The 19587-nt window shown below is 69.8% G+C and carries 17 protein-coding genes, 1 tRNA gene and 3 pseudogenes; 13 read left to right on the top strand and 8 right to left on the bottom strand.

The window, feature by feature from the left end; translation table 11 throughout:
- Window positions 1-128: 128 nt before the first annotated feature.
- On the top strand, window positions 129-1325 hold the full coding sequence (locus LQ222_RS08815; protein ID WP_230165853.1) for a class I SAM-dependent methyltransferase: 1197 nt from the start codon (window positions 129-131) through the stop codon (window positions 1323-1325).
- A gap of 74 nt (window positions 1326-1399) precedes the next feature.
- Here the strand turns inward: LQ222_RS08815 and LQ222_RS08810 are convergent, their stop codons facing one another.
- Entirely contained in the window at window positions 1400-2671 is a 1272-nt protein-coding gene (locus tag LQ222_RS08810) for a glycosyltransferase (protein ID WP_230165851.1), read from the bottom strand.
- Window positions 2664-4412: a glycosyltransferase gene (locus LQ222_RS08805; RefSeq protein ID WP_230165849.1), complete on the bottom strand. Its 1749-nt coding sequence runs from the start codon at window positions 4410-4412 to the stop codon at window positions 2664-2666. The genes LQ222_RS08810 and LQ222_RS08805 overlap by 8 nt, the downstream gene beginning before the upstream one ends.
- Before the next feature lie 777 nt (window positions 4413-5189).
- On the opposite strand from LQ222_RS08805, the pseudogene LQ222_RS26350 reads away from it, so the two are divergent.
- Both LQ222_RS26350 and LQ222_RS26345 read left to right on the top strand, forming a co-directional pair.
- Window positions 5190-5240: pseudogene (locus LQ222_RS26350) on the top strand (hypothetical protein); the annotation flags it as partial.
- A 31-nt stretch (window positions 5241-5271) separates the two neighbouring features.
- Window positions 5272-5490: pseudogene (locus LQ222_RS26345) on the top strand (aspartate/glutamate racemase family protein); the annotation flags it as partial.
- Window positions 5491-5727: 237 nt separating this feature from the next.
- Here the strand turns inward: LQ222_RS26345 and LQ222_RS08790 are convergent.
- Window positions 5728-6651 (bottom strand): Hint domain-containing protein, encoded by a 924-nt coding sequence (locus LQ222_RS08790; protein ID WP_230165844.1) that lies wholly within the window; start codon window positions 6649-6651, stop codon window positions 5728-5730.
- Between the two features lie 723 nt (window positions 6652-7374).
- On the opposite strand from LQ222_RS08790, the gene LQ222_RS08785 reads away from it, so the two are divergent.
- From LQ222_RS08785 to LQ222_RS08775, 3 genes and pseudogenes are all read left to right on the top strand, one after another.
- On the top strand, window positions 7375-7563 hold the full coding sequence (locus LQ222_RS08785) for a gamma-glutamylcyclotransferase family protein (RefSeq protein WP_230165842.1): 189 nt from the start codon (window positions 7375-7377) through the stop codon (window positions 7561-7563).
- A 45-nt stretch (window positions 7564-7608) separates the two neighbouring features.
- Window positions 7609-8178: a hypothetical protein gene (locus tag LQ222_RS08780; protein WP_230165840.1), complete on the top strand. Its 570-nt coding sequence runs from the start codon at window positions 7609-7611 to the stop codon at window positions 8176-8178.
- A 109-nt stretch (window positions 8179-8287) separates the two neighbouring features.
- Window positions 8288-8539: pseudogene (locus LQ222_RS08775) on the top strand (transposase); the annotation flags it as partial.
- Between the two features lie 229 nt (window positions 8540-8768).
- Here LQ222_RS08775 and LQ222_RS08770 read toward each other — a convergent pair.
- Window positions 8769-8843: transfer RNA gene (locus tag LQ222_RS08770), tRNA-Thr, on the bottom strand.
- A gap of 124 nt (window positions 8844-8967) precedes the next feature.
- Here LQ222_RS08770 and LQ222_RS08765 point away from each other — a divergent pair.
- The 5 genes from LQ222_RS08765 (at window position 8968) to LQ222_RS08745 (ending at window position 13038) form a co-directional block, all read left to right on the top strand.
- Window positions 8968-9960 carry an efflux RND transporter periplasmic adaptor subunit gene (locus tag LQ222_RS08765; RefSeq protein WP_230165839.1) on the top strand — a complete coding sequence of 331 codons (993 nt, stop codon included), beginning with the start codon at window positions 8968-8970 and terminating at the stop codon, window positions 9958-9960.
- Complete coding sequence (locus LQ222_RS08760) at window positions 9957-11201, top strand: ABC transporter permease (protein WP_230165838.1); 1245 nt, start codon at window positions 9957-9959, stop codon at window positions 11199-11201. Before LQ222_RS08765 ends, LQ222_RS08760 begins: the two co-directional genes overlap by 4 nt.
- A gap of 58 nt (window positions 11202-11259) precedes the next feature.
- Window positions 11260-11961: an ABC transporter ATP-binding protein gene (locus LQ222_RS08755; protein ID WP_230165837.1), complete on the top strand. Its 702-nt coding sequence runs from the start codon at window positions 11260-11262 to the stop codon at window positions 11959-11961.
- 68 nt (window positions 11962-12029) lie between these two features.
- A complete protein-coding gene (locus LQ222_RS08750) occupies window positions 12030-12491 on the top strand; it encodes a MarR family winged helix-turn-helix transcriptional regulator (RefSeq protein ID WP_230165836.1) in 462 nt (153 codons plus the stop codon).
- Between the two features lie 145 nt (window positions 12492-12636).
- Window positions 12637-13038 (top strand): DUF1398 domain-containing protein, encoded by a 402-nt coding sequence (locus tag LQ222_RS08745; protein ID WP_230165835.1) that lies wholly within the window; start codon window positions 12637-12639, stop codon window positions 13036-13038.
- A 2-nt stretch (window positions 13039-13040) separates the two neighbouring features.
- On the opposite strand, the gene LQ222_RS08740 is transcribed toward LQ222_RS08745, so the two are convergent.
- From LQ222_RS08740 to LQ222_RS08725, 4 genes are all read right to left on the bottom strand, one after another.
- Window positions 13041-13817: an SDR family NAD(P)-dependent oxidoreductase gene (locus LQ222_RS08740; protein ID WP_230165834.1), complete on the bottom strand. Its 777-nt coding sequence runs from the start codon at window positions 13815-13817 to the stop codon at window positions 13041-13043.
- Window positions 13814-14488: a cyclase family protein gene (locus LQ222_RS08735; RefSeq protein ID WP_230165833.1), complete on the bottom strand. Its 675-nt coding sequence runs from the start codon at window positions 14486-14488 to the stop codon at window positions 13814-13816. The genes LQ222_RS08740 and LQ222_RS08735 overlap by 4 nt, the downstream gene beginning before the upstream one ends.
- A 3-nt stretch (window positions 14489-14491) precedes the next feature.
- Window positions 14492-15460, bottom strand: a complete 969-nt coding sequence (locus LQ222_RS08730; RefSeq protein ID WP_230165831.1) for a tripartite tricarboxylate transporter substrate binding protein — start codon at window positions 15458-15460, stop codon at window positions 14492-14494.
- Between the two features lie 184 nt (window positions 15461-15644).
- Window positions 15645-16487, bottom strand: coding sequence for a DMT family transporter (locus LQ222_RS08725; protein WP_230165829.1), 843 nt, complete (start codon window positions 16485-16487; stop codon window positions 15645-15647).
- A 117-nt stretch (window positions 16488-16604) separates the two neighbouring features.
- Between LQ222_RS08725 and LQ222_RS08720 the strand changes: the two genes are divergently transcribed.
- Both LQ222_RS08720 and LQ222_RS08715 read left to right on the top strand, forming a co-directional pair.
- Entirely contained in the window at window positions 16605-16937 is a 333-nt protein-coding gene (locus LQ222_RS08720) for a phage holin family protein (protein ID WP_230165827.1), read from the top strand.
- A gap of 149 nt (window positions 16938-17086) precedes the next feature.
- Window positions 17087-19546 carry a PQQ-dependent sugar dehydrogenase gene (locus LQ222_RS08715; protein WP_230165825.1) on the top strand — a complete coding sequence of 820 codons (2460 nt, stop codon included), beginning with the start codon at window positions 17087-17089 and terminating at the stop codon, window positions 19544-19546.
- Window positions 19547-19587: the final 41 nt, after the last annotated feature.

The following is a 19587-nucleotide window of genomic DNA, read 5'->3' as shown; positions in this document are numbered from 1 at the left end:
ATGACCCTGGAAACCATCGGCGCCGTCAGCGACACTCCCCATGTCAGCCTGTCCGCCGTGACAGCATGACACGGCGGCCCAACCCGCCAGCGATCATCGCTCCTACACCACGCGATGGGACACGACCGTTGCCGCTCGACGTACTGTCTTCGAACCTCGACGATGTTAGGCGCTATGGTCTGACGCGGCTCGATCTCTCCACGCGCGCCGTCGCGCGCGTGGACACATCGGAATTTCTGCGGCACTTCGACGGCCCGGACAGCCTGCTACCCCAGATGCTGCACGGCGTGGCTGCGGGAAGATGGGCGCTCCACGCCTTTTATCCCGCAAACGACCAGGTGATCGCGGATATCGGAATCGTGATTCCAGCATCCATCGCGCGAGATGCGAAGTTTCGGCTCCTGCTCAACGGACAGACGGAGCTGGACCGGATCGAACATCGGGATCGCGTTTTCTCCTACAGCCACTGGTTCATGCCAGCCGGCCATGTACGTGGCTTCCGCAGCGTCTTCGCGCCGAACGCGCTGGGCGACTGGGCGCGCCTCTCGATAGTCTTCGACGAGCCTTATTCCGGGCTGAACCGACATTTCCGCGATGTCTGGAATTACGCGCATAGCGGCATGCTTGGTGGTCTGCCGGATGTGGCGCGCATCCACCGCGTCGCGAGCCCGAACGCCAACCAGCCGTCGTTCCTAAACGGGGGCAAGACAGCCTTCGAGAACCTGTGCGGCATCGCGAAGGAGTTCGGCGTCGAGGTGCGAAACGGGGCCAAATCCGTGCTCGATTGGGGCGTGGGCTGCGGCCGCCTTGTCCGCCACTTCAACAAGGAGACGGACGCGCGCGTCACCGGCATCGACATTGATTCCGACAACGTCGCCTGGTGCAACGCGAACCTGCGAGGCACCTTCCACACGGTGGGCCTGCACCCGCCGACCGAACTGCCAGACGCGGCTTTCGACTTGATCTATGCCTGTTCGGTCCTTTCGCACCTAACGGAACCCGATGCGGATGCTTGGCTTGCCGAAATCGCCAGGGTGCTCGCACCGGGTGGCCTCGCACTTCTCTCCTTCCATGGCACCTCGAACAGCATCTCTTATCTGTCGCGGCGACCATCCGAATTGCGGCGAGTTCTCGCAGGCGGCTTCTTCGACAAGGACGTGAGCAACGACCTGAAGGGCTTCATTCCAAGTGACGAGTATTATCGGCAGAGCTTCTCGACTGACATTTGGTGGAGAAGAACGTTCGAGAAACATTTCGAAATGGCCGCGGTGGAAGTCTCCGTTCTCAGTGGTTTCCAGCACATCGCGGTGCTGAGAAAGAAATAGCCAGCCGCCTAATCCTGCAGTGCTGCATGCCCTCGGGCGGGCAGCACTGGCGCCACCCAGACTACGCCCCCGCGCTACACTCGGTAGACCGCGCGATTTACCCGCACAACGTCCAGCGCGTCGGGCTCGGCAGGCGCGGCGGCGGCAAGGCGGGCGTGCAGGCCGGGCTCCGTCGCGCAGCGCCGCAGCGTTGCCGCCAAGCTCGCCGGGTCGCCCGCCTCGAACAGCAGCCCGTCGCCGTCATGCCGGACGCGCTCCGCCAGCCCCCCGATATTGCCGCACACCAGCGGCCGGCCAGCCTGGAAGGCGAATGAGGCCAGCCGGCCGAAGGCCTCCCACCGCACCGATGGCAGCACCACCCAATGGACGCGAGCCATCCGCGCTGGCAGCTCCGCATCCGCGCAGGCTCCGGCATCGCGCAACCGCACACGATTCCGCATCGCGGAGCCGGCGGCGTTGAAGCGCGCGCGCAGATCGGGCGCAGCGTCACACAGCCCAGCACCGGTGACCTCAACCGTGATTGGCGGCGAGTCCCCAGCTTCGTAGAGTTCGAGCGCATCAATCAGCAGGGCAAGCGAAGCCGCGTCCAGCGGGGTCCCGAAGACACCGAAGCGGTTGGCCGGCTCGGCCGGGCGCGTTTCGCGGATAGCCACGCGGTCCTGGGCGGCGGCGCAGGCCGGTGGCACGTCCGGCACGACGTGCAGCTTCTCCGCAGGCAGGCCCCAGGCCAGGTAGCGGCGGCGGACGAAGTCGGTCGGCGCGACGAACGCGTCCACCACGGACAGCGCGTGCTGCACCCAGTCCTCGCGCAGTCGGAACATCTCTGGCGCGGTCCCGGGGAAGCATTGGTGGCAGCGCAGCGCGGAGGCGCGCTCGCACAGCGTGCCGTCGGAACGCCGCACCATCAGCCCATCCGCCCGGCAGATCGGGCTGAAGTCATGCAGCGTCATCACCAGCCGCGCCGCCGGCAAGGCGCGGCGGGCGACCAACAGCGCATCGAGGCCAATCGTCGTCACGTCATGGACGTGCACCACCTCGGGCCGCATCTCCTGCAGGAAGGCCGCGAACCACGTCAGCGCACGGTGACTCAGGTTGCGGTGCCAGGTGTCCTCGACCCCGTCGGCGAGGAACAGATGCTCGTGCGGGCGCGCGTCGAAGCCGGTGATGACCGCTCCCGGCTTTAACAGCGCCGGCACGTCCTTCGGGCCGCAGGCTGCAAGAAAGACGGCGTCGAGCCCAGCCGCGCGGGAGGCAAGGAAGAGGTCGTGCGCGGCACGCGGTGCGTCGCCCTCCGACAACTCGGGGTGCCGCGCGCCGACATGCAGGATGCGCGGCGCGTCAGACATCGTTCGCGCGCTCCAGCGTCGCGCCCCAGCGGCGCGTGAAGAGCCACCGGTTGTAGAGCTGAGCTCCGGCCTGCGCCGGTCGCTTCGCCGACCCCATTCCTTCGTAGTGCCAATAGGCCAGGGCAGGATCGAGCCGGACGTTGCCGCCGGCCTGACGCACCCTCAGGCACAGGTCAGCATCCTCGTAGTATCCGGAGATGAAGCGGGTATCGAAACCGCCGATGCGTTCGAAGAGCGCTCTCTCGATCAGCATCAGCGCGCCGGTGACGGCCGGGACGCGGCGTGGCTCTGTCCCCGCGGTGTCGGGAAAGCCCTTGCGGAAATGCTCGACGGTCCAGACTGGCGCGCCTGCGAGCGCGGAGACCTTGACGTCCGGCGCAAAGAACATCCCCTCATGCATCACGCTGCCATCGGCATAGTAGAGCTTGCCGCCCACCACGTCGCTGCCGAGGCCACCTTCCGCGACGCGCAGGGTGTTGGCCACCGCCGCAGCGTCGCGCGGATAGACGTCGGGGTTGATGATTCCGATCGTACCGGCCTGGGCGACCGCCACGCCAACGTTGTTGGCATGGCTAAAGCCGCAGTTCTGGTTGAGGCTTACGACCACGATGCGGGCGCCGAACACAAAGCTCGCGAGCTCCGCATCGCGGACCAGAACTTCCTCAAGCTCGGGGCTGTTGCTGACGAAGACGAACTCCAGGGTGTCGAGCGGGCCGAAGCGCGCGAACTGCGACACCAGGAGGTAGAGGAAGTCGGGAATGCCGAGCAGCACGCAGACGAGGCTGAGCCGGCAGCCGGGGCTGCGCGGGCCGAATGTCGCCTTGATCCGGATGGCGCGAGTGGCAGCGACCTCGTCATGTAGGGCAGCCAGAAAAGCGCCATGCCCGGCGTCGAGGTCCGCAAACGAACGCGTAGTGAGCTCACCGAGCAACTCGCGGCCGCCGAGATGCGCCAGCAGGAAGTCGAGGAATTCAGTGCCGGGCTTGCGGATCAGGTCGGGCAACTGGGCAGTATGCTGCGCACCTTGAGGACCGAGGGTGGCTATGCCGAGGTCCTGGGGCTCGAAGCCGCGGCGAAGGCGCCCGGCGGTCCAGATGCCGAACTCGTAGGGCTGTGTGGACTGGAGGTAATTCTCGACATCGGCTCGGCGGACCCGGTAGGCGGGCAGGCCAACCAGCTCGCCCATGGAGCGATCCTCGAAGGAGAGACCAGCAAGCGGCGCGGAGCGGTCATCGATCCAGCCTTCAACGAAGAATCCATGCTCCGAGATGACGAGGTTGTCCCAAGCGGCCGCTTGCGTGGCGCCGAGGCGCGAGGGGGCGGCTAGCGGTGCAGCGATCGGGTCCGCCGGTCCCAGTAGGATCGCGCCCTGGACGTTGGCGCGCAGTGACCCTGTTAGGTCGAACCGGTCACCGAGCGGAACGCGGGTCCCGCCAGGCAAGGAAAGCTCCGGTCCGCCCGCCTCGAGTCCGATGATAGCGGCGATCCCTTCGCCAACCTGCGCGCGCCTGAACGGAACGAATCGCTCCTCACCCCAGCCTCCGCCATCTTGATCGTTCAGTACGAACCCATGGCGAAGCCAAAGATACTTCAGGTGAAAGACAAGGACGCTACCGCGGTAGAGATCTAGGGAGGTACCATTGAGCAGGGCGTCATGAGAGAACTTCGCCTGCAGAGCGCCCACTCTCAGATCCACGTCGTGGTTACCGTCATGTTCCTTCAATGCCACCTCCGGAAGCATGCGGAAGCCGATGCGTCGCTGGAAGGGTGAGATACGACATCACGCTCTACGATGCCATGGCCACGGTCGCGGCGATGGTCGCGCCTGTCCGGATCAGGCCTGCGACTGGCCGACCTGCTCCGTCGGGAGCCGCGCCGTTGAGCGCTGCGCGCCGTCGCTACGTGACCTACGGGTCCAACCTCTGCGCTGTGCAGATGGCGCAGCGGTGCTCGCAGGCGGTGACCGGGGAGGTGGTGAGCCTCCCTGGCTAGCGCTTCGTGATCAACCGCCGCGGCGTCGCGACCATCCTGCCGAATGACGCGGCCGCCATCGCCTCCCTGATCGAGACTGGCAAGCTCAACGGCGTCGATCCGCAGCGGTAACTCACTGACCTGCCGCCCGCCTCGTCGACGGATTGCCGCAGAGCCACTTCGACGAACTCATGCCGTGGTTCTCCGCAAAAACCGGTGCCCGTCGGGCAATGGTCAGCGTCTGGGCAGGAACTCTGACCAACCCAAATCCATCGCCGCGAACTGAGCTTCTGTAAGCTCGCGGTATTTCTTCTCACCAAGGCGGACCGCAAGTCTGGGTCACTTCGCCAGGGTGAGAAAGCGCCCGAAGGGTATGCTCCGGCCCTCGTAGCCGGATGGCGCGAGATAGAGAACACCGGTCACGCCGTCCGCCTTCCTGACCTTCAGTATCTCGCAGGGCGGGTAGACATCTGTCGGCTTGCCTACCTCGCGCCAGATTACCGTCACCGTGTCCTCAATCAGCGAGGCCGCCTTCCATGCCGCCGCGATGCTCGGCCGGCGCTTCGGCGTGGTGTCCTTCACCGCCGCGCTGCGCCCGATGTTCGAGGACTGCCTGGCGCATCACGGCCTTGGCGCACGCTGCGCCGCCTTCCGCATGGGCCCCGCCTTCAGCGGCGATCCGGGGCGGGTGGCGGAGGACCGGCTGGACCTGCTGGCGTCGCTGCGTGTCCAGCGCGGAACAAGACGGGACGGAGTGCATCATCCTGGCCGGCGGGCCGCTGGCGGGCATCGCGCCGCTGCTGCAGCCGCGTGTGGCGGTGCCACTGGTCGATGGCACGCAGGCCGCGGTGCGGCTCGCGGAGGCGATGGCAGGGCTCATGCCGCGGCATCCCCGTGCGATCGGGCGGGGGTCCCGACCGGCTTCACGGCGGGGTGGCGGGGCTGCATGCGGCACGCTGAGAGGCCGCGGCAGCGTAGGTCCGCAACCATGCGCCGGCACTGAACGCAAAGGCCCCGCCGAGCGAACGGCGGGGCCTTGTGCTTCGATCGGCAGCGGCGGCGGAGCGGCCGGGGCCGCGCCCTCGTCAGGCGGCGGCCGCGGTGCCTTCGCCCATGCCGGCGGCGATCGCCGCCAGGCGCTGGCGCGTCGCTGCCGGGATCTGCCGATGCGCGGTGGCGCGCGGCAGGTCCATCTCGGGGATCGTGACATCGCCATACAGCGCCGCGTGTTCGGCGCCGTTGTCGAAGGTGGCGCGCGAGACATTGTCGACGAAGGTCTCGGCCGCGGCGCCCTCCGCGAGGATCAGGTCGTGCTCGGCGAGTTCGATGTTGTAGTAGGTGAAGACCTCCGGCACGTCGTCCTCACGACGGATCGTGGTGCCGTTCACCAACGCGCCGGCCTGAGCAAGCACGCCGTCGACCAGGATGGCATGGGCCGGCGAGACCAGCAGGTCGCGCACAGGAAGGCCATCGCCGAGCGCACCAGCGCGGATGCGGATGGGCAGGGCGCGCTCGGGATTGGCGAAGCGCGCGGCGATGGTCTGGCGGCCGATCCAGCGGACCGAGACGGTGCGGCCATCGGCGGTCAGGATCTCGTCGCCGATCGCCAGCTCCTCGATCGCGCGGTCACCCTGCGGCGTCGCGATGAGCGTGCCGGGCATGAAGCAGACGGTGAAGTCGCCGGAGGAGAAGTTGGGCACCACGCCCGCCTCGGGATTGCCGGTGGTGAACAGGACCGTCTGCCCATTCGCCAGTCCGCCCACCACGGTTCCATAGAAGCCCGAGGTCGTGCCGCCACCCTCCGCGGCCACGGTCACGAGGCCCTGGTACTGGATGGTCGCGGACACCGGGAAGCCGGCGATCGCGATCTGCGACGTGAAGGTTTCGCCCGGGCTCAGCACCGGGCCGTTGACGGTGGCATTCACGGTTGCGGTCGGCGACGCGGCGACGGTCACGTCCGGGTTCGTGAACGGATTCATCAACGTGGAAAAATATGTACCCGTGGCCATCCATCATCTCCCGGCTGAATGCGAACCGCGCGGCAGACCCCGGTGTTGGAGCAGGCCGCGCCATGCGCCACAGATCGACACATGAGCGTTCTAATTGGCATGATTCCAGGACCGATTGCACCGCGAAAATCGTTTGGACCGCTGATTTTCCGCGGTTTCATGACATGATCGCCGCCCATTAGGTTGCGGTGCACAATAGAGCACGCGCATGGGTTGCGCGCAGCGCAGTCGATGCCGCGCGGGGGCGTCCTGCCGGGCGCGATAGAGGTTCTGGTCGGCACCCTGCTGCCCGACAGCCCCAAGCGGGTCGTGTTCCGCCTGCACTGCCCGGCCGGTGCACCGGGCACGCCCATGGCACTACAACAACGCGCAGCAGCGCGATGTCGAGCGGAGCCAGGCGACCTTCGCAGCCTGGCAGGCGGACGCGATGCGCCAGGCCGTTGGCCTGAACCGGGAGGGCGATCGCCGCGGCGCGAAGCACTTCCTCGAACGCGAACTGCGCTGGCTGGAGCGCTACGCTCGCGGGCTGCCGGGCACCGAGCCGCTCCTCGCCGAACTGGTGCTGCTGCTGCGCCGGGCGGAGGAGGAGCTCAGCCCGCTGCTGCGCAAGGAGCTCTACGCGGCGTCGATGATGCGCACACGGTCGGAGAAGGACCTGAGCGTGTCGGAGCGTGCACCACTCGCGAATATGCTCCGCGAACCGCCGCGGCGGGAGCCTGGACGGTGCGCGCCGAGCGTCGTCGCTACGTCGCCTACGGGTCGAACCTCTGCGCCGTGCAGATGGCGCAGCGGTGCCCGCAGGCGGTGGCCGGGGAGGTGGTGAGCCTCCCTGGCTGGTGCTTCGTCATCAACCGCCGCGGCGTGGCGACCATCCTGCCGGATGACGCGGCCGAGGTGACCGGCCTGGTCTGACACCTGACGGAGGAGTGCGCGCGAGCGCTAGACTGCCATGAAGGCGTGCGCTCGAACCTCTATCGCAAGGAGATGATCGACGCCGGCGGCGCGCCGGCGCTGGTCTACGTCGCCAGCGAGGAACGGCCGGGCCAGCCTCGCCCGAGCTATCTCGAGGGCATCCTCGCGGGAGCGGAGCGGCTGGGGATCGCGGCGCCCTACCGCGACGGCATCACCGCCTGGGGCCGGCCGGTGCTGCCCTGGCTCGTCGAGCACGTGTTGTCGGACTACGCGCTCGACCTGAATGGCATTCACGGGCCGGCGCACTGGCTGCGGGTGCGGGAGAACGGGTTGGCGCTCGCGGCCATGACGCCGGACGCGGATGCGGCGGTCGTCGAACTCTTGGCGCTACTGCACGACTGCCGGCGCTGGGACGAAGGGCGTGACATCGGCCATGGCGAGCGGGCGGCCAAACATGCGCGGCAACTCGCTAGGGACGGCTTGCTCCGTCTTGATGCCGCACAGCTCGGCCTGCTGATCGAGGCATGCACGGGTCACGAGCACCGCGGAACCAGCGCGGATGCCGAGCGCGTGCTTGACCTCGCGGTGAGCAGCGGATCGAGGGGGTTGTGCTGACGGCCGGTCGGGCGGCGCCGGCTGAGCTGCGTGGTGTCGGGGTTGGGCATTTCAGTGACCGTTTGCGAAAGGCTTGGAGCGACGCGACCGGGGGTGATTCAAACTCGGGATGTGGACCCGAGAGACCCGAGGCCGGATGGCCGAGCTTGGCCGGAAGACGAAGCGCTACCCGCCTGACCTGACGGACGAGGAATGGGCGCGGATCGAGCCGCTGCTGCCGAAGCAGTCACGTCGAGGCCGGAAGCCCTTGGTCGATCTGCGCGAGGTGCTGAACGCGATCCGCTACATGGCGCGCAGCGCGGGTGGCTGGCGGATGCTGCCAGTGCACTTCGGTCCATGGCAGACGGTCGCGTCCAAATTCCACGGCGCTGTCGATCTAGCGTTTTCCGCCACGATGCTGGGTAGCTGAGAAACTACCGCGAAGCCCAATGGGATTAGCGCTGCCAACATGCACGTATACCGCCGACAATTGCCCGAACCGCCACACGGTCCACATCAATGATCAATGGCGCAACATCCGCCGGGGGCGGCTGCCGCCGGATCGACCGGAATGAGGATTGTGCCCCCGGTGTGCCCCCGGAGCGTCTAACTGGTGCCGGCACGCGGATTTGAACCGCGGACCTACTGATTACGAATCAGTTGCTCTACCACTGAGCTATGCCGGCCCCGTGCCAAGCTGCGGCTCGCTAAGCGACCCGGGCGGCGCCTTCTACCCGCCGCGCCGCCGCCCCGCAACCGGCTTTCATCCCCCGCGCGCCGGGCCCGCCCCCGTGCTACCCATCCCGGACCATGCGCCGCCGCCTGATTCTGGCTGTCCTGATCGTCTGTGCCGCCGCCGGTGGCTGGGCCTGGTGGACGTTGCCGCCCGCCGTGACCCTCGCGCTCGCCACCTCGGGCCCGGCCTTGCGCGCCGTCTATGCCACCGGCAGCGTCGAACCGATCCATTGGGCCCGTGTCGGCCCGGCGGTCCGCGCCCGCATCACCGAGGTCCTGGCCGAGGAAGGGTCACGCGTCGCCGAAGGCCAGCCCCTCGCGCGCCTGGACAACCGGGAGGCCGTGCACCGCGCCGAGGAGACCGAAGCCCGCGCCCGCTTCGCGCAGGAGGACCTGGCCCGCATCCGTACCCTGGTCACCCGCGACATCGCCGCCCGCGCCACCCTCGACCGCGCCGAGGCCGAGGCCCGCGCCGTGCGCGCCGTGGCCGAGGCCGCGCAGCGCCGCCTGGATGACTACATCGTGCGCGCCCCCGCGGACGGCATCGTGCTGCGCCGCGATGCCGAGGTCGGCGAGGTGGTCGACACCCCCGCCAGCCTGTTCTGGATCGGCGAACCTCGCCCACTCCGCGTGACGGCCGAGGTGGACGAGGAGGACATCGCCCAGGTCCGCGAAGGCCAGCGCGTGCTGCTGCGCGCCGATGCCTTCCCCGGCCAGGTGCTGACCGCGACGGTCGGCCAGATCACCCCAAAGGGCGACGCCACCCGCAAGGCCTACCGCGTCCGCCTGGCGCTGCCCGACGACACGCCCCTGATGATCGGCATGACGGTCGAGGCGAACATCGTGCTGCACCAGACCGACAATGCCGTGCTGGTCCCGCCCGCGGCGGTGCGCGACGGGCGGGTCTTCGTGGTGCAGGGCGAAGCGGTGCAGCCGCGCCCTGTCGAGGTGGGCGTGCAAGGCCCCCGCGCCGTCGAGATCCGGCGCGGCCTGCACCCCGGCGAGGCGGTGGTGCTCGACCCACCGCCCGGCCTCGTGGCGGGACAGGCGGTGCGCATCAGGCCATGAGGCTCATCCTCGACCTTGCCCGCGGCATGCTGTCGCGCCGGCGCCGCCAGACGCTGGTCAGCGTGCTCGGCGTGGCGCTGGGCGTGGCCTTCTTCATCGCGATCGCATCGCTGATGCGCGGCTTCCAGACCTATTTCGTGCAGCAGGTGATCGACGTACAGCCGCATATCGTCATCAAGGACGAGACGCGCAGCCCGCTGCCCCAGGCGGCGGAACTGGCCACGCCCGACGGCGCCGTCGCGATCAACGGCGTGAAGCCGCGCGACCGCGTGCGCGGCATCCGCGCGCCGGGCGACAAGCTCGCGATGCTGGAGGCGATCCCCGGCGCGTCTGCGGCTGCCATCCTCACCGGCGCCGCCCTGCTGCGCTACGGCTCGCGCGACGTCACCATCACGGTCACCGGCATCGAGCCGGCGGCCTATGCGCGCGTCGCCAACCTCCAGAAGGACATGATCCACGGCCGGCTCGAGGACCTGCGCTCGGCCGCCAATGGCCTGATCATTGGCCAGGCCCTGGCGACGCGGCTCGGCGTGCAGATGGGCGACAGCGTCATCGCCGTCTCGCCGCGCGGCGTGTCCCTGCAGATGAAGATCGTGGGCATCTTCCACACCGGGCTGGTCACGCTCGACCAATCGGCCGGCTATGCGCTGCTGAAGGTCAACCAGACCCTGCAGGACCGCCCCAATGTCGTGAACCAGATCCTGCTGCGCCTGGCCGACGTGACGCAGGCCGAACCGCTGGCCCGGCAGATCGAAGCGCGCTTCGGCGACCGCACGGAATCCTGGGAGGAGCAGAACGCCAACATCCTCACGGTCTTCATCATCCAGAACGCGATCATGTACAGCGTGACCGGCGCCATCCTGCTGGTCGCCGCCTTCGGCATCTACAACATCATCTCGACCGTGGTGTTCGAGAAGACGCGCGACATCGCCATCCTGAAATCGCTCGGCTTCACCGAAGGCGACATCCAGCGGCTGTTCCTGGTGCAGGGCATGATCGCGGGGCTGCTCGGCGCCGTGCTCGGCTGCGTGCTCGGGCAGCTGATGATCGAAGGGCTGGGGCAGGTGCGCTTCGGCACCCAGACACCGGCCGGCACCGACCGATTCCTGATGGCGCATGACTGGCGGATCTTCGCGGTGGCGTCGTTCTTCGCGGTGGCATCGGCGGCCTTCGCGGCCGTCATCCCGGCGCGGCGGGCAGCCAGGCTGGATCCGGTGCAGGTCGTCAGGGGCGCCGCGTGACGGAAGGCCGGGGGCGGGAACTCCCCCGAACCCCCTCCCTTTTCTGGAACCTGGCGCCGTGACCGCGGCGCTGCTCGCTGCCGAAGGCATCACCAAGCGGCTGGGGGAGGGCGTGACGCTGGTCAGCGACATCAGCCTGACCGTCACCCGGGGGGAATTCATCGCCATCACGGGGCCGTCGGGGTCCGGGAAATCCTCGCTGCTGTATCTGCTCGGGCTGCTCGACCGGCCGAGCGCGGGGCGCGTGCTGCTCGAAGGCACCGATACCGCGCTGCTGTCCGGCCAGGACCTCGCGGCGCTGCGCCTCGCACGGCTCGGCTTCGTCTTCCAGTTCCATTTCCTGCTGCCGGAATTCTCCGCGCTGGACAATGTGCTCATTCCCATCCGCCGGCGCGGCGTCCTGAAGCCGGAGGCCGCGGTGGCGCGCGCCATGGCGTTGCTCGATGCCCTCGGCCTCGCGGATGCGGCGGCGAAGCTGCCCGAACAGCTCTCCGGCGGCATGCGCCAGCGCGTCGCCATCGCCCGCGCCCTGGCCAACGACCCCGTGCTGCTGCTGGCCGACGAACCGACCGGCAACCTCGACACGCGCAACGCCGCGGCGGTCTTCGACATCTTCGCGCGGCTCGCGGCGGAGGAAGGCCGCGCCGTGCTGGTCGTGACCCACGATGCGGACCTCGCACGCCGCGCCACGCGGCGCATCCACCTGGTGGATGGCAGGATCGTCAGCGACGAGACAGGCATGCCCGACATGCGCCGCTGACCGCCACGGATTTCGGTTGACTAGGAAACTTTCAACTTATCGTTTCCTAGTCACTCAAAAGGTCGCCCATGGTCCGCACGCCGTCCCCTGCCGCACTCACAGACCACCTCGGCTATTGGCTGCGGCTGGTCTCCAACCACGTCTCCGCGGCCTTCGCCCGGCGGTTGGACGGCCAGGGCGTCACCGTCGCCGAATGGGTCGTGCTGCGGGAACTGCACGACGTCGCCTCCCGGCCGCCGAGCCACCTCGCGGATCGCATGGGCATGACACGCGGCGCGATCAGCAAGCTTGCCGATCGCCTCGTCGCCAAGCGGCTGGCGTCCCGGCACGCCAACCCCGAGGACGGCCGCGCCCACAGCCTGGCGCTGACTCCTGAAGGGCGCCGCCTGGTGCCGCGCCTCGCGCGCCTGGCGGATGCGAATGACGCGGCCATTTTCGGGTGTCTCAGCGCGCAGGAACGCGCCGGGGTGGAAGCCGCGCTCCGCAAGATCGTCGCCGCCCATGACCTGACAACCATGCCGACGGAATGATGCGACCGGCCGCATCGCCAGCGCAGCCGCGCGCCTGCTTGGCCTCGCCGGTGCGCCCCGGACCAGGACGGTGACGGCCTTCGACGACGATGCCGGAATCGCCACCGCGGCACGACCCACGCCACCCCCGACACGGAGCAACGCCATGGACGCGCATCGAACCAGCATCGCCCAATCCTGCCTCGCGGCATCGCATGACGGATCGCTCGATTTCCCGTCGATCGTCGGCCGCCTGATCGACGCAGGCTTCGAGGGCTATGCCGTGGACTACCGCCGCGGCGTCTCGACCTACTACCTGCCGGACGGCGACAGCCTGGAGCTGGTGCATCCCGCCCCGGACGCCCCCGTCGCCGCCGAATTCCAGGCCACCGTGGTCGCCGCAGCCGTCCGCGACGCCCAGACGAATGCGCCCGGCTACACCTATGCCGGCTTCTGCCGCACGGTCACGGCGGCCGGTTGCGCCGGCTACATGGTCTCCTTCCTCGGCCGGCGCGTCGTCTATTTCGGCCGCACCGCCGAGACGCATGTCGAGCACTTCCCGCAGTAGCGTCAGGCGCCCTCGGCAGGGTCGTACATCACGCCCGACGACGCGAAGCCGCCATCCACGTTCAGGATCTGCCCGGTGACGAAGCCGTTGTCGCCGCCGCACAGGAAGGCCACCGCCGCCGCCACGTCGGCCGGCGTGCCGTAGCGTTTCACCGCCATCCGATCCAGGAAGGCGGCGCGCTGCCGCGGCCCATGGGCGGTGCGCGCCACCTGCACCGGTCCCGGCGCCACCCCATTCACCAGGATGCCGGCGGGCGCGAGTTCCGCCGCCAGCACGCGGGTCAGCATCTCGATGCCGCCCTTGCTCGCGCCATAGGCGGCGCGCCCGGTGCCGCCGAACTGCCCGGAGACGGAGGAGATGGTCACGATCCGCCCGCCTGCCCCGGGCGCAGCGGACATCGCCCGCCCGGCAGCACGCGCCGTGAGGAAGCAGCCCACCAGGTTCACCCGCAGCACGCGCTCGAAGGCGGCGAGCGACATCTCCAGCGCCGGCACGCGATCGGTGATGCCGGCATTGCACACCGCGATCCGCAGCCGGCCGAAGCGTCGCTCGGCCTCGGCCACCGCGGCATCGACCTGCGCCTCGTCCGTCACATCCATCGGCTGCGGCGCCGCAGTGCCGCCGGCCGCCGTGATCGCATCCGCCACGCGCGCGGCGGCGACCGCATTCACGTCGGCGACCACCACGGCCGCACCATCGCGCGCCAGCCGCAGCGCAATCCCCTCGCCGATCCCCGACCCGCCGCCGGTGACCAGCGCGACCTGCCCCGCGAGGCTCACGCCTCATCCTCGATGGCGATGACCCGCGCCGGCGCGCCATCGCTGTCCGGCAGCTTCACCGGCAAGCCGATCACCTGGCAGCGCGGCTGCGTGATGGCACCCATGTTGCACAGGTATTCGAACATGATCACGCCGCGCGCCAGCAGGTGGAAATGCGTGACGTGCTCGGGCAGCGGCGGGCGCGGCTGTCCGGTCAGGAAGAAGCGGATGCAGTGGTCCTGCGGGAAGTCGAAGCCGACCGCCTTGATGCCCTGCTCGCGCAGCCAGATGGACCCCTCCGCCGTCATCCACGGTGCCTTCAGCCAGAAATCCTCGGTGTCGAGGCTCGCGCGTTCGTCCCAGCGCGTGCGGATCAGCGCGAAGTCGCCGCGCCGCAGATGCGCCCCCGCCGCCGCCAGGCGTTCGACCGGAATCGGGCTGTTGGCCGGCACGTCCGAGACATCCACCACCGCCCCTGGCCCGCAGGTCATGTCCAGCGAGATCGCATCCGTCGTGAAGCCTTCGGGGTCCACATGCCGCGGGCTGTCCATGTGGGTGAAGGCGTGCACGTTCCAGCCCGCCCAGGTCGCCTGGCCGGCGCCGGTGTCGTGGCTTTTGGCCAGGCGTCGTTCCACCGCCCAGCGGAAATGCCCGGTGCGGACCGGGGTCGAGAGATCGATCAGCCGCGCCACGTCTCAGCTGTCCTTCCACGGACGCCGCGCCCACAGCGCGCGCAGCGCCCGCTCCGCGTCCCAGACGATCCGGTAGGTGTCCTCAGGCGAGCGGTATTGCAGCGGGATGAACAGGCGCTCCGCTTCCGCGATCCAGGCCGGGTCGCGCATCGTGGCCGCCAGCATCGCCTGCAGCCGTTGCAGGATCGGCACCGGCGTCGCCACCGGCACGACCAGGCTGCGCACCACGCCGGTGTCGATCGGGAAGCCGGCCTCGGCGAAGGTCGGCACGTCGGGCGCCATCGGGAAGCGCGCCGGCCCGGCGGCCGCGAGCGCGCGCACCCGGCCCTCGCGCATCATGCCCACGCTCTCGCCCATGTTCATCGACGCGACCTGGACATGGCCGCCGATCAGCGCCGTCACCCCCGGCGCCTGGCCGGCGAAGGGCACGTGGTTCAGCCGCACGCCGGCGGCATTCTCGAATTCGATCATCAGCAGGTGGTCGTCCGAGCCGATGCCGGCGGTGGCGACCGCGATGGTGCCGGGCGCCGCCTTCGCCGCCTGCACCAGGTCCGCGACATTCCGCCACGGGCTGTTCGGCGCGACGAAGAAGCCACCCGGATCCTCCACCACCGTGCCGAGGAAGGCGAAGTCCCGCAGCGCGTAGCGTGGCGTGCGCTCGATCGTGTTGGTCTGCAGGCTGGGCGTGATGACGGTGCCGATCGTGTATCCGTCGGGCGCTGCCGTCGCGGCGGCGGTATAGCCGATCTCCGCCCCCGCGCCCGGGCGATTGACCACCACGAAGCGTGCCCCGGGCAGGTGCTTCTCGAAGAAGGGCACCATGGCGCGGATGTTGATGTCGGTGCCGCCGCCCGGCGGGAAGGGGACGATGAGCTGGATCGGCCGGTCACCCGGCCAGGCGGCCTGCGCGCGGGCGCCGATCGGCGCGGCGGCCATGGCTGTGGCGATCACGCCGCGACGCGATGGAGACATTCCCGGTGTTCCCTTCCCCCATTGCCGCCGCCACCGGCGGGCGGGGCCCCAGGCTAGCCCCGTTTCGCCGCGACCGTCAGGGCGGAACGGCTCCGGCCCTGCCTGCCGTCGCATCGTCCCGCCCGCCAGGCGATTCCACGCCCGATGACCATGCGCCGGGCCGAGGGCGCGCGCCCCTGGCCATTCACCCGCGCGCCGTCGCCGCCAGCAGCCCGCCGCCGGCAACCAGCACCGCGGCCGCCGCCACCCGCCAGTCGAGCGCACCCTCCCCCACGGCCACCAGCAGCAGCGTCGAGGCCACCGGCACGGCATAGGCCAGCGTGCCGAGCAACCGCGGGTCGCCACGCTTCATGCCCTCGTCCCACAGGAAGAAGGCGGCGCCGAGCGGTCCCGCGCCCAGCAGCAGCACCGCCGTCCATTGCGCGGCATCGGGCATGACCGTGCTCTCGAAGACCAGGTGCGCCGCGCCGGACAGCAGCGCGGTGGCGATGCAGAAGCCGGCCAGAGCGTCCGTCGGCACCGCGGCCATGCGGCGCGACGTCACCGAATACACCGCCCAGACCACGGCGCAGGCGACCGCGCAGGCGAAGCCCCAGCCCGCCCCGGCGGGGAAGGACGCGCCCGCGCCCACCAGCAGCGCACAGCCCGCGAAGCCCAGCGCCACCCCGGCCAGCCGCCGCGGGCCCAGCCGCAGCCCCAGGATCGGCGCCGACAGCAGCACGATCAGCAGCGGCCAGAGGTAGTTCAGCAGGTTGGCTTCCACCGCCGGCGCCAGCGCCAGCGCCGCGAAATACAGCGCATGGTATCCGAACAGCCCGCCCACGCCGTGCAGCCAGGCCAGCGGTCCCTGCCGCAGCGCCGCGAGCCGCCGCCGCGCCACCACCACCACGAGCGCGAGCGTGCCGCCCACCGCGAAGGCCATGCCTGTCAGTTGCAATACGGGCATGCCACTCGCCATTTTGGCGAGCAACGCCAGGAAGGCCCACAGTACCAGGGCGCCGGAACCGGCAAGGGTGGAAATCGACATGCAGTCGGCGCAGACTATCCGGGCGTGTGATGGCGATCGCGGCGCGTTCCCCGTTCGGGGGAGCAAGCTTCGACCGACCCATAGCGCCGCTTGGAGCGGGGGGAAATGATCGGGTTCATGATCCGCACGGCGGTGGCCGCGGTTGCATTGTGGGTGGCCGTCTCCATCGTTCCCGGCCTGCAGGTTGCAGATGGCAAGACTCTGCTGCTCGCCGCCATCCTGCTGGGCATCGTCAATGCGACCATCCGCCCGGTCGCGCTGTTCCTGTCGATCCCGATCACCATCGTCACCTTCGGCCTGTTCATCCTGGTGGTGAATGCGGGAATGCTCTCGCTGGTGGCGCGGCTGGTGCCGGACTTCACGATCACGAGCTTCGCCTCGGCGGTGATCGGCGCGCTGGTCGTGTCGATCGTCTCGGCGGCGATCAATGGCGGCTTGACGACAGGCTGACCGGGCGGTCCTTCGCGGCCACCGCGCGCATCATCCGCATCGCCCGGCGATTCCGTTTCCCGTGAAACCGTGCTACGTCCTGGACCTGCTGTGGAGCCGCCGACGCGCGCGTTCCGGCGCACCAGGCTGCAGCGGCGCAGGGGAGATCCATGGCCGAGATCACCGGAAGCCAGGACCCCGACACGCTGTCGGGCAGCGCCGCCGATGACCTGTTCATCGCCTTCACGCCCGGTGCCGCGGCGGACAGCATCGTCGCGACGCGCATCGCGTCGGGGCTGGCGAAGCCGATCGCCGTGGTGGCGCCGCCGGATGCCTCGGGGCGGCTGCTCATCCTGGAGCGCGACGGGCTGCTCAAGGTCATGGACCTCGCGAGCGGCACCATCGCCGCCACGCCGGCCCTCGACCTCACGGGGCAGATCGCGATCGACGGGGAACGCGGGCTGCTCGGCCTCGCCTGCCATCCCGACTTCGCGGCGAATGGGCGGTTCTTCGTCTTTCTCTCGCAGGCGGGCGGTACCAGCGAGGTCCGCGAATATCGCCTCGGCGCCGATGGCGTGGCCGTGCCCGACAGCGCGCGCACCATCATCGAGATCCCGCAGCCGGCCTTCACCAATCACAAGGGCGGCTGGATCGGCTTCGGGCCGGACGGGATGCTGCATGTCGCGGTGGGCGATGGCGGCAGCGGCGGCGATCCGCTGAACAACGCGCAGAACCTGGAATCGCTGCTCGGCAAGGTGCTTCGCCTGGATGTGGATGGCGACGATTTCGCCGCCGATCCACGGCGCAACTACGCCATCCCGGACGACAACCCCTTCGCGGCCACGGCAGGGCTGGACGAGATCTTCGCCACCGGCCTGCGCAATCCCTTCCGCGCCGGCTTCGACCCCGCGACCGGTCGTTTCTTCGTCGGCGATGTCGGCCAGAACGCGCGCGAGGAAATCAACATCGTCGCCGCCGGGGACAATCTCGGCTGGCGGCTGTACGAAGGCAGCGCGCCGTTCGTCACGCCGGCCGCGCCCACCACCGGCCTGACCTTCCCGATCCACGACTACGCGCACGCCTCGGGCGACGGGCGTTCGGTCACCGGCGGCCTGGTGTATCGCGGACCGTCGGAGGCGCTGCACGGGCGCTACATCTTCGGCGACTTCATCTCGGGCCGCATCTTCGCGCTGGACGACAGCGACGGCGATGGCAATTGGACACGCAGCGAACTGACGGGGCTGATCGCGCCCTCCGCCGGCACGCTGGGCCTGCCGGCAGGCTTCGCCACCGCGCCCGACGGCGCGCTGCTGGTGGTCGACTATGGCGGGGAGGTGTTCCGGCTCGACCCTGTCCTGTCCGGGCCGGCCGATGGCGCCGATCGCATCCTCGCCGGCGCCGGGCGGGACATCGCCTATGCCGGCGGCGGCAACGACACCGCGCAAGGCGGCACCGGCGCGGACACGCTGCACGGGATGGACGGCGACGACCGCCTGTTTGGCCAGGCGGATGACGACATGCTGGCCGGCGGCGCGGGCACCGACAATCTGGTGGGCGGCGATGGCGACGACACGCTCGATGGCGGTGCCGGGTCGGACATGCTGACCGGTGGCACAGGCGACGACCTGTTCCTGGTGGATGGCCAGGGCGACCGGGCGATCGAAACGGCCTCGGGCGGCGCCGACACCGTGATCGCCGCCGCGACCTACCGCCTGTCCGCCAATATCGAGACGCTGGTGCTGGCTGAGGCGGCCGGCGCGGCGGGCGGCACCGCGGCCGGCACCGCCACGCGCCTGGTCGGCAATGGCTCGGCCAACCGGCTGTTCGGCCTTGGCGGCAACGACACGATCGACGGCGGCGGCGGTGCCGACCTGCTCGATGGCGGTGGCGGGCGCGACCGGCTGGTGGGTGGCGCGGGCACCGACACGCTGCGCGGCGGCGCCGGCGACGACACGCTGCTGGTGGACCGCCGCGCCGATCGCGTGTTGGAACTGCCGGGCGGCGGCGCGGACACGGTCATCGCCTCGGGCGCGGAGGGGTATCGGCTCGCCGACGGGGTCGAGGTGCTGGTGCTGGAGGGCGCGGCGCGATACGGCGTGGGCCATGGCGCCGACAACACGCTGGTGGGCAGCAGCGGCGCCGACCGGCTGTTCGGGCTGGACGGCAACGACAGCATCGTGGGCGGCGCGGGCAACGACACGATGTCGGGCGGCGCCGGCAGCGACGTCTTCGTCTTCGCGCCCGGCAGTGGCGCAGACGTCGTGGTGGATTTCGACTGGGCGACGGATGATTTCGCCATCGGCCCGTTCGGATCGATCACCGGCGCCGTGGTCGCCGCCGGCTACCTGTTCACCTTCGACGGCGGCGACAGCGTGCTGCTGCGCGGCGCCGGGCTGCCATCGCTGCCGAACGCCCCTGGGTCTGTCGGCGCGATCTCGCTTGGCATTGGTTCCGGGCGTGCGGCGCTGCCGTGGCCGGACGGCACCGTCACGCTGGTCAGTGCGCGAGACCCGCTGTCGCCCGGCGGCACCATCAGCCTGGGCGGCGGGACGCTGTCGCTCACGGGCAGCAGCACCCAGCCCGGCATCACCCTGCCCGGCATCACGCTGACCGGCGACACCGTGCTGTAGCGGCCGCCAAGGGCGCCGCGGCGTGCCGCGCCACGCCGCTC

Origin of the sequence: Roseomonas sp. CECT 9278, assembly GCF_918698155.1 — a bacterium.
In the GTDB taxonomy this organism is placed as follows: Bacteria; Pseudomonadota; Alphaproteobacteria; order Acetobacterales; family Acetobacteraceae; genus Neoroseomonas.
The sequence above is the reverse complement of the archived record's forward strand: the minus strand, read 5'-3'. Positions and strand labels throughout refer to the sequence as shown.

What these genes read in the sequence shown, in the direction of transcription:
- LQ222_RS08810 (WP_230165851.1), bottom strand. Translation starts at nt 2,671, where the DNA reads ATGTCTGACGCGCCGCGCATCCTGCATGTCGGCGCGCGGCACCCCGAG.
- LQ222_RS08805 (WP_230165849.1), bottom strand. Translation starts at nt 4,412, where the DNA reads ATGCTTCCGGAGGTGGCATTGAAGGAACATGACGGTAACCACGACGTG.
- LQ222_RS08790 (WP_230165844.1), bottom strand. Translation starts at nt 6,651, where the DNA reads ATGGCCACGGGTACATATTTTTCCACGTTGATGAATCCGTTCACGAAC.
- LQ222_RS08765 (WP_230165839.1), top strand. Translation starts at nt 8,968, where the DNA reads ATGCGCCGCCGCCTGATTCTGGCTGTCCTGATCGTCTGTGCCGCCGCC.
- LQ222_RS08760 (WP_230165838.1), top strand. Translation starts at nt 9,957, where the DNA reads ATGAGGCTCATCCTCGACCTTGCCCGCGGCATGCTGTCGCGCCGGCGC.
- LQ222_RS08750 (WP_230165836.1), top strand. Translation starts at nt 12,030, where the DNA reads ATGGTCCGCACGCCGTCCCCTGCCGCACTCACAGACCACCTCGGCTAT.
- LQ222_RS08745 (WP_230165835.1), top strand. Translation starts at nt 12,637, where the DNA reads ATGGACGCGCATCGAACCAGCATCGCCCAATCCTGCCTCGCGGCATCG.
- LQ222_RS08730 (WP_230165831.1), bottom strand. Translation starts at nt 15,460, where the DNA reads ATGTCTCCATCGCGTCGCGGCGTGATCGCCACAGCCATGGCCGCCGCG.
- LQ222_RS08725 (WP_230165829.1), bottom strand. Translation starts at nt 16,487, where the DNA reads ATGTCGATTTCCACCCTTGCCGGTTCCGGCGCCCTGGTACTGTGGGCC.
- LQ222_RS08720 (WP_230165827.1), top strand. Translation starts at nt 16,605, where the DNA reads ATGATCCGCACGGCGGTGGCCGCGGTTGCATTGTGGGTGGCCGTCTCC.
- LQ222_RS08715 (WP_230165825.1), top strand. Translation starts at nt 17,087, where the DNA reads ATGGCCGAGATCACCGGAAGCCAGGACCCCGACACGCTGTCGGGCAGC.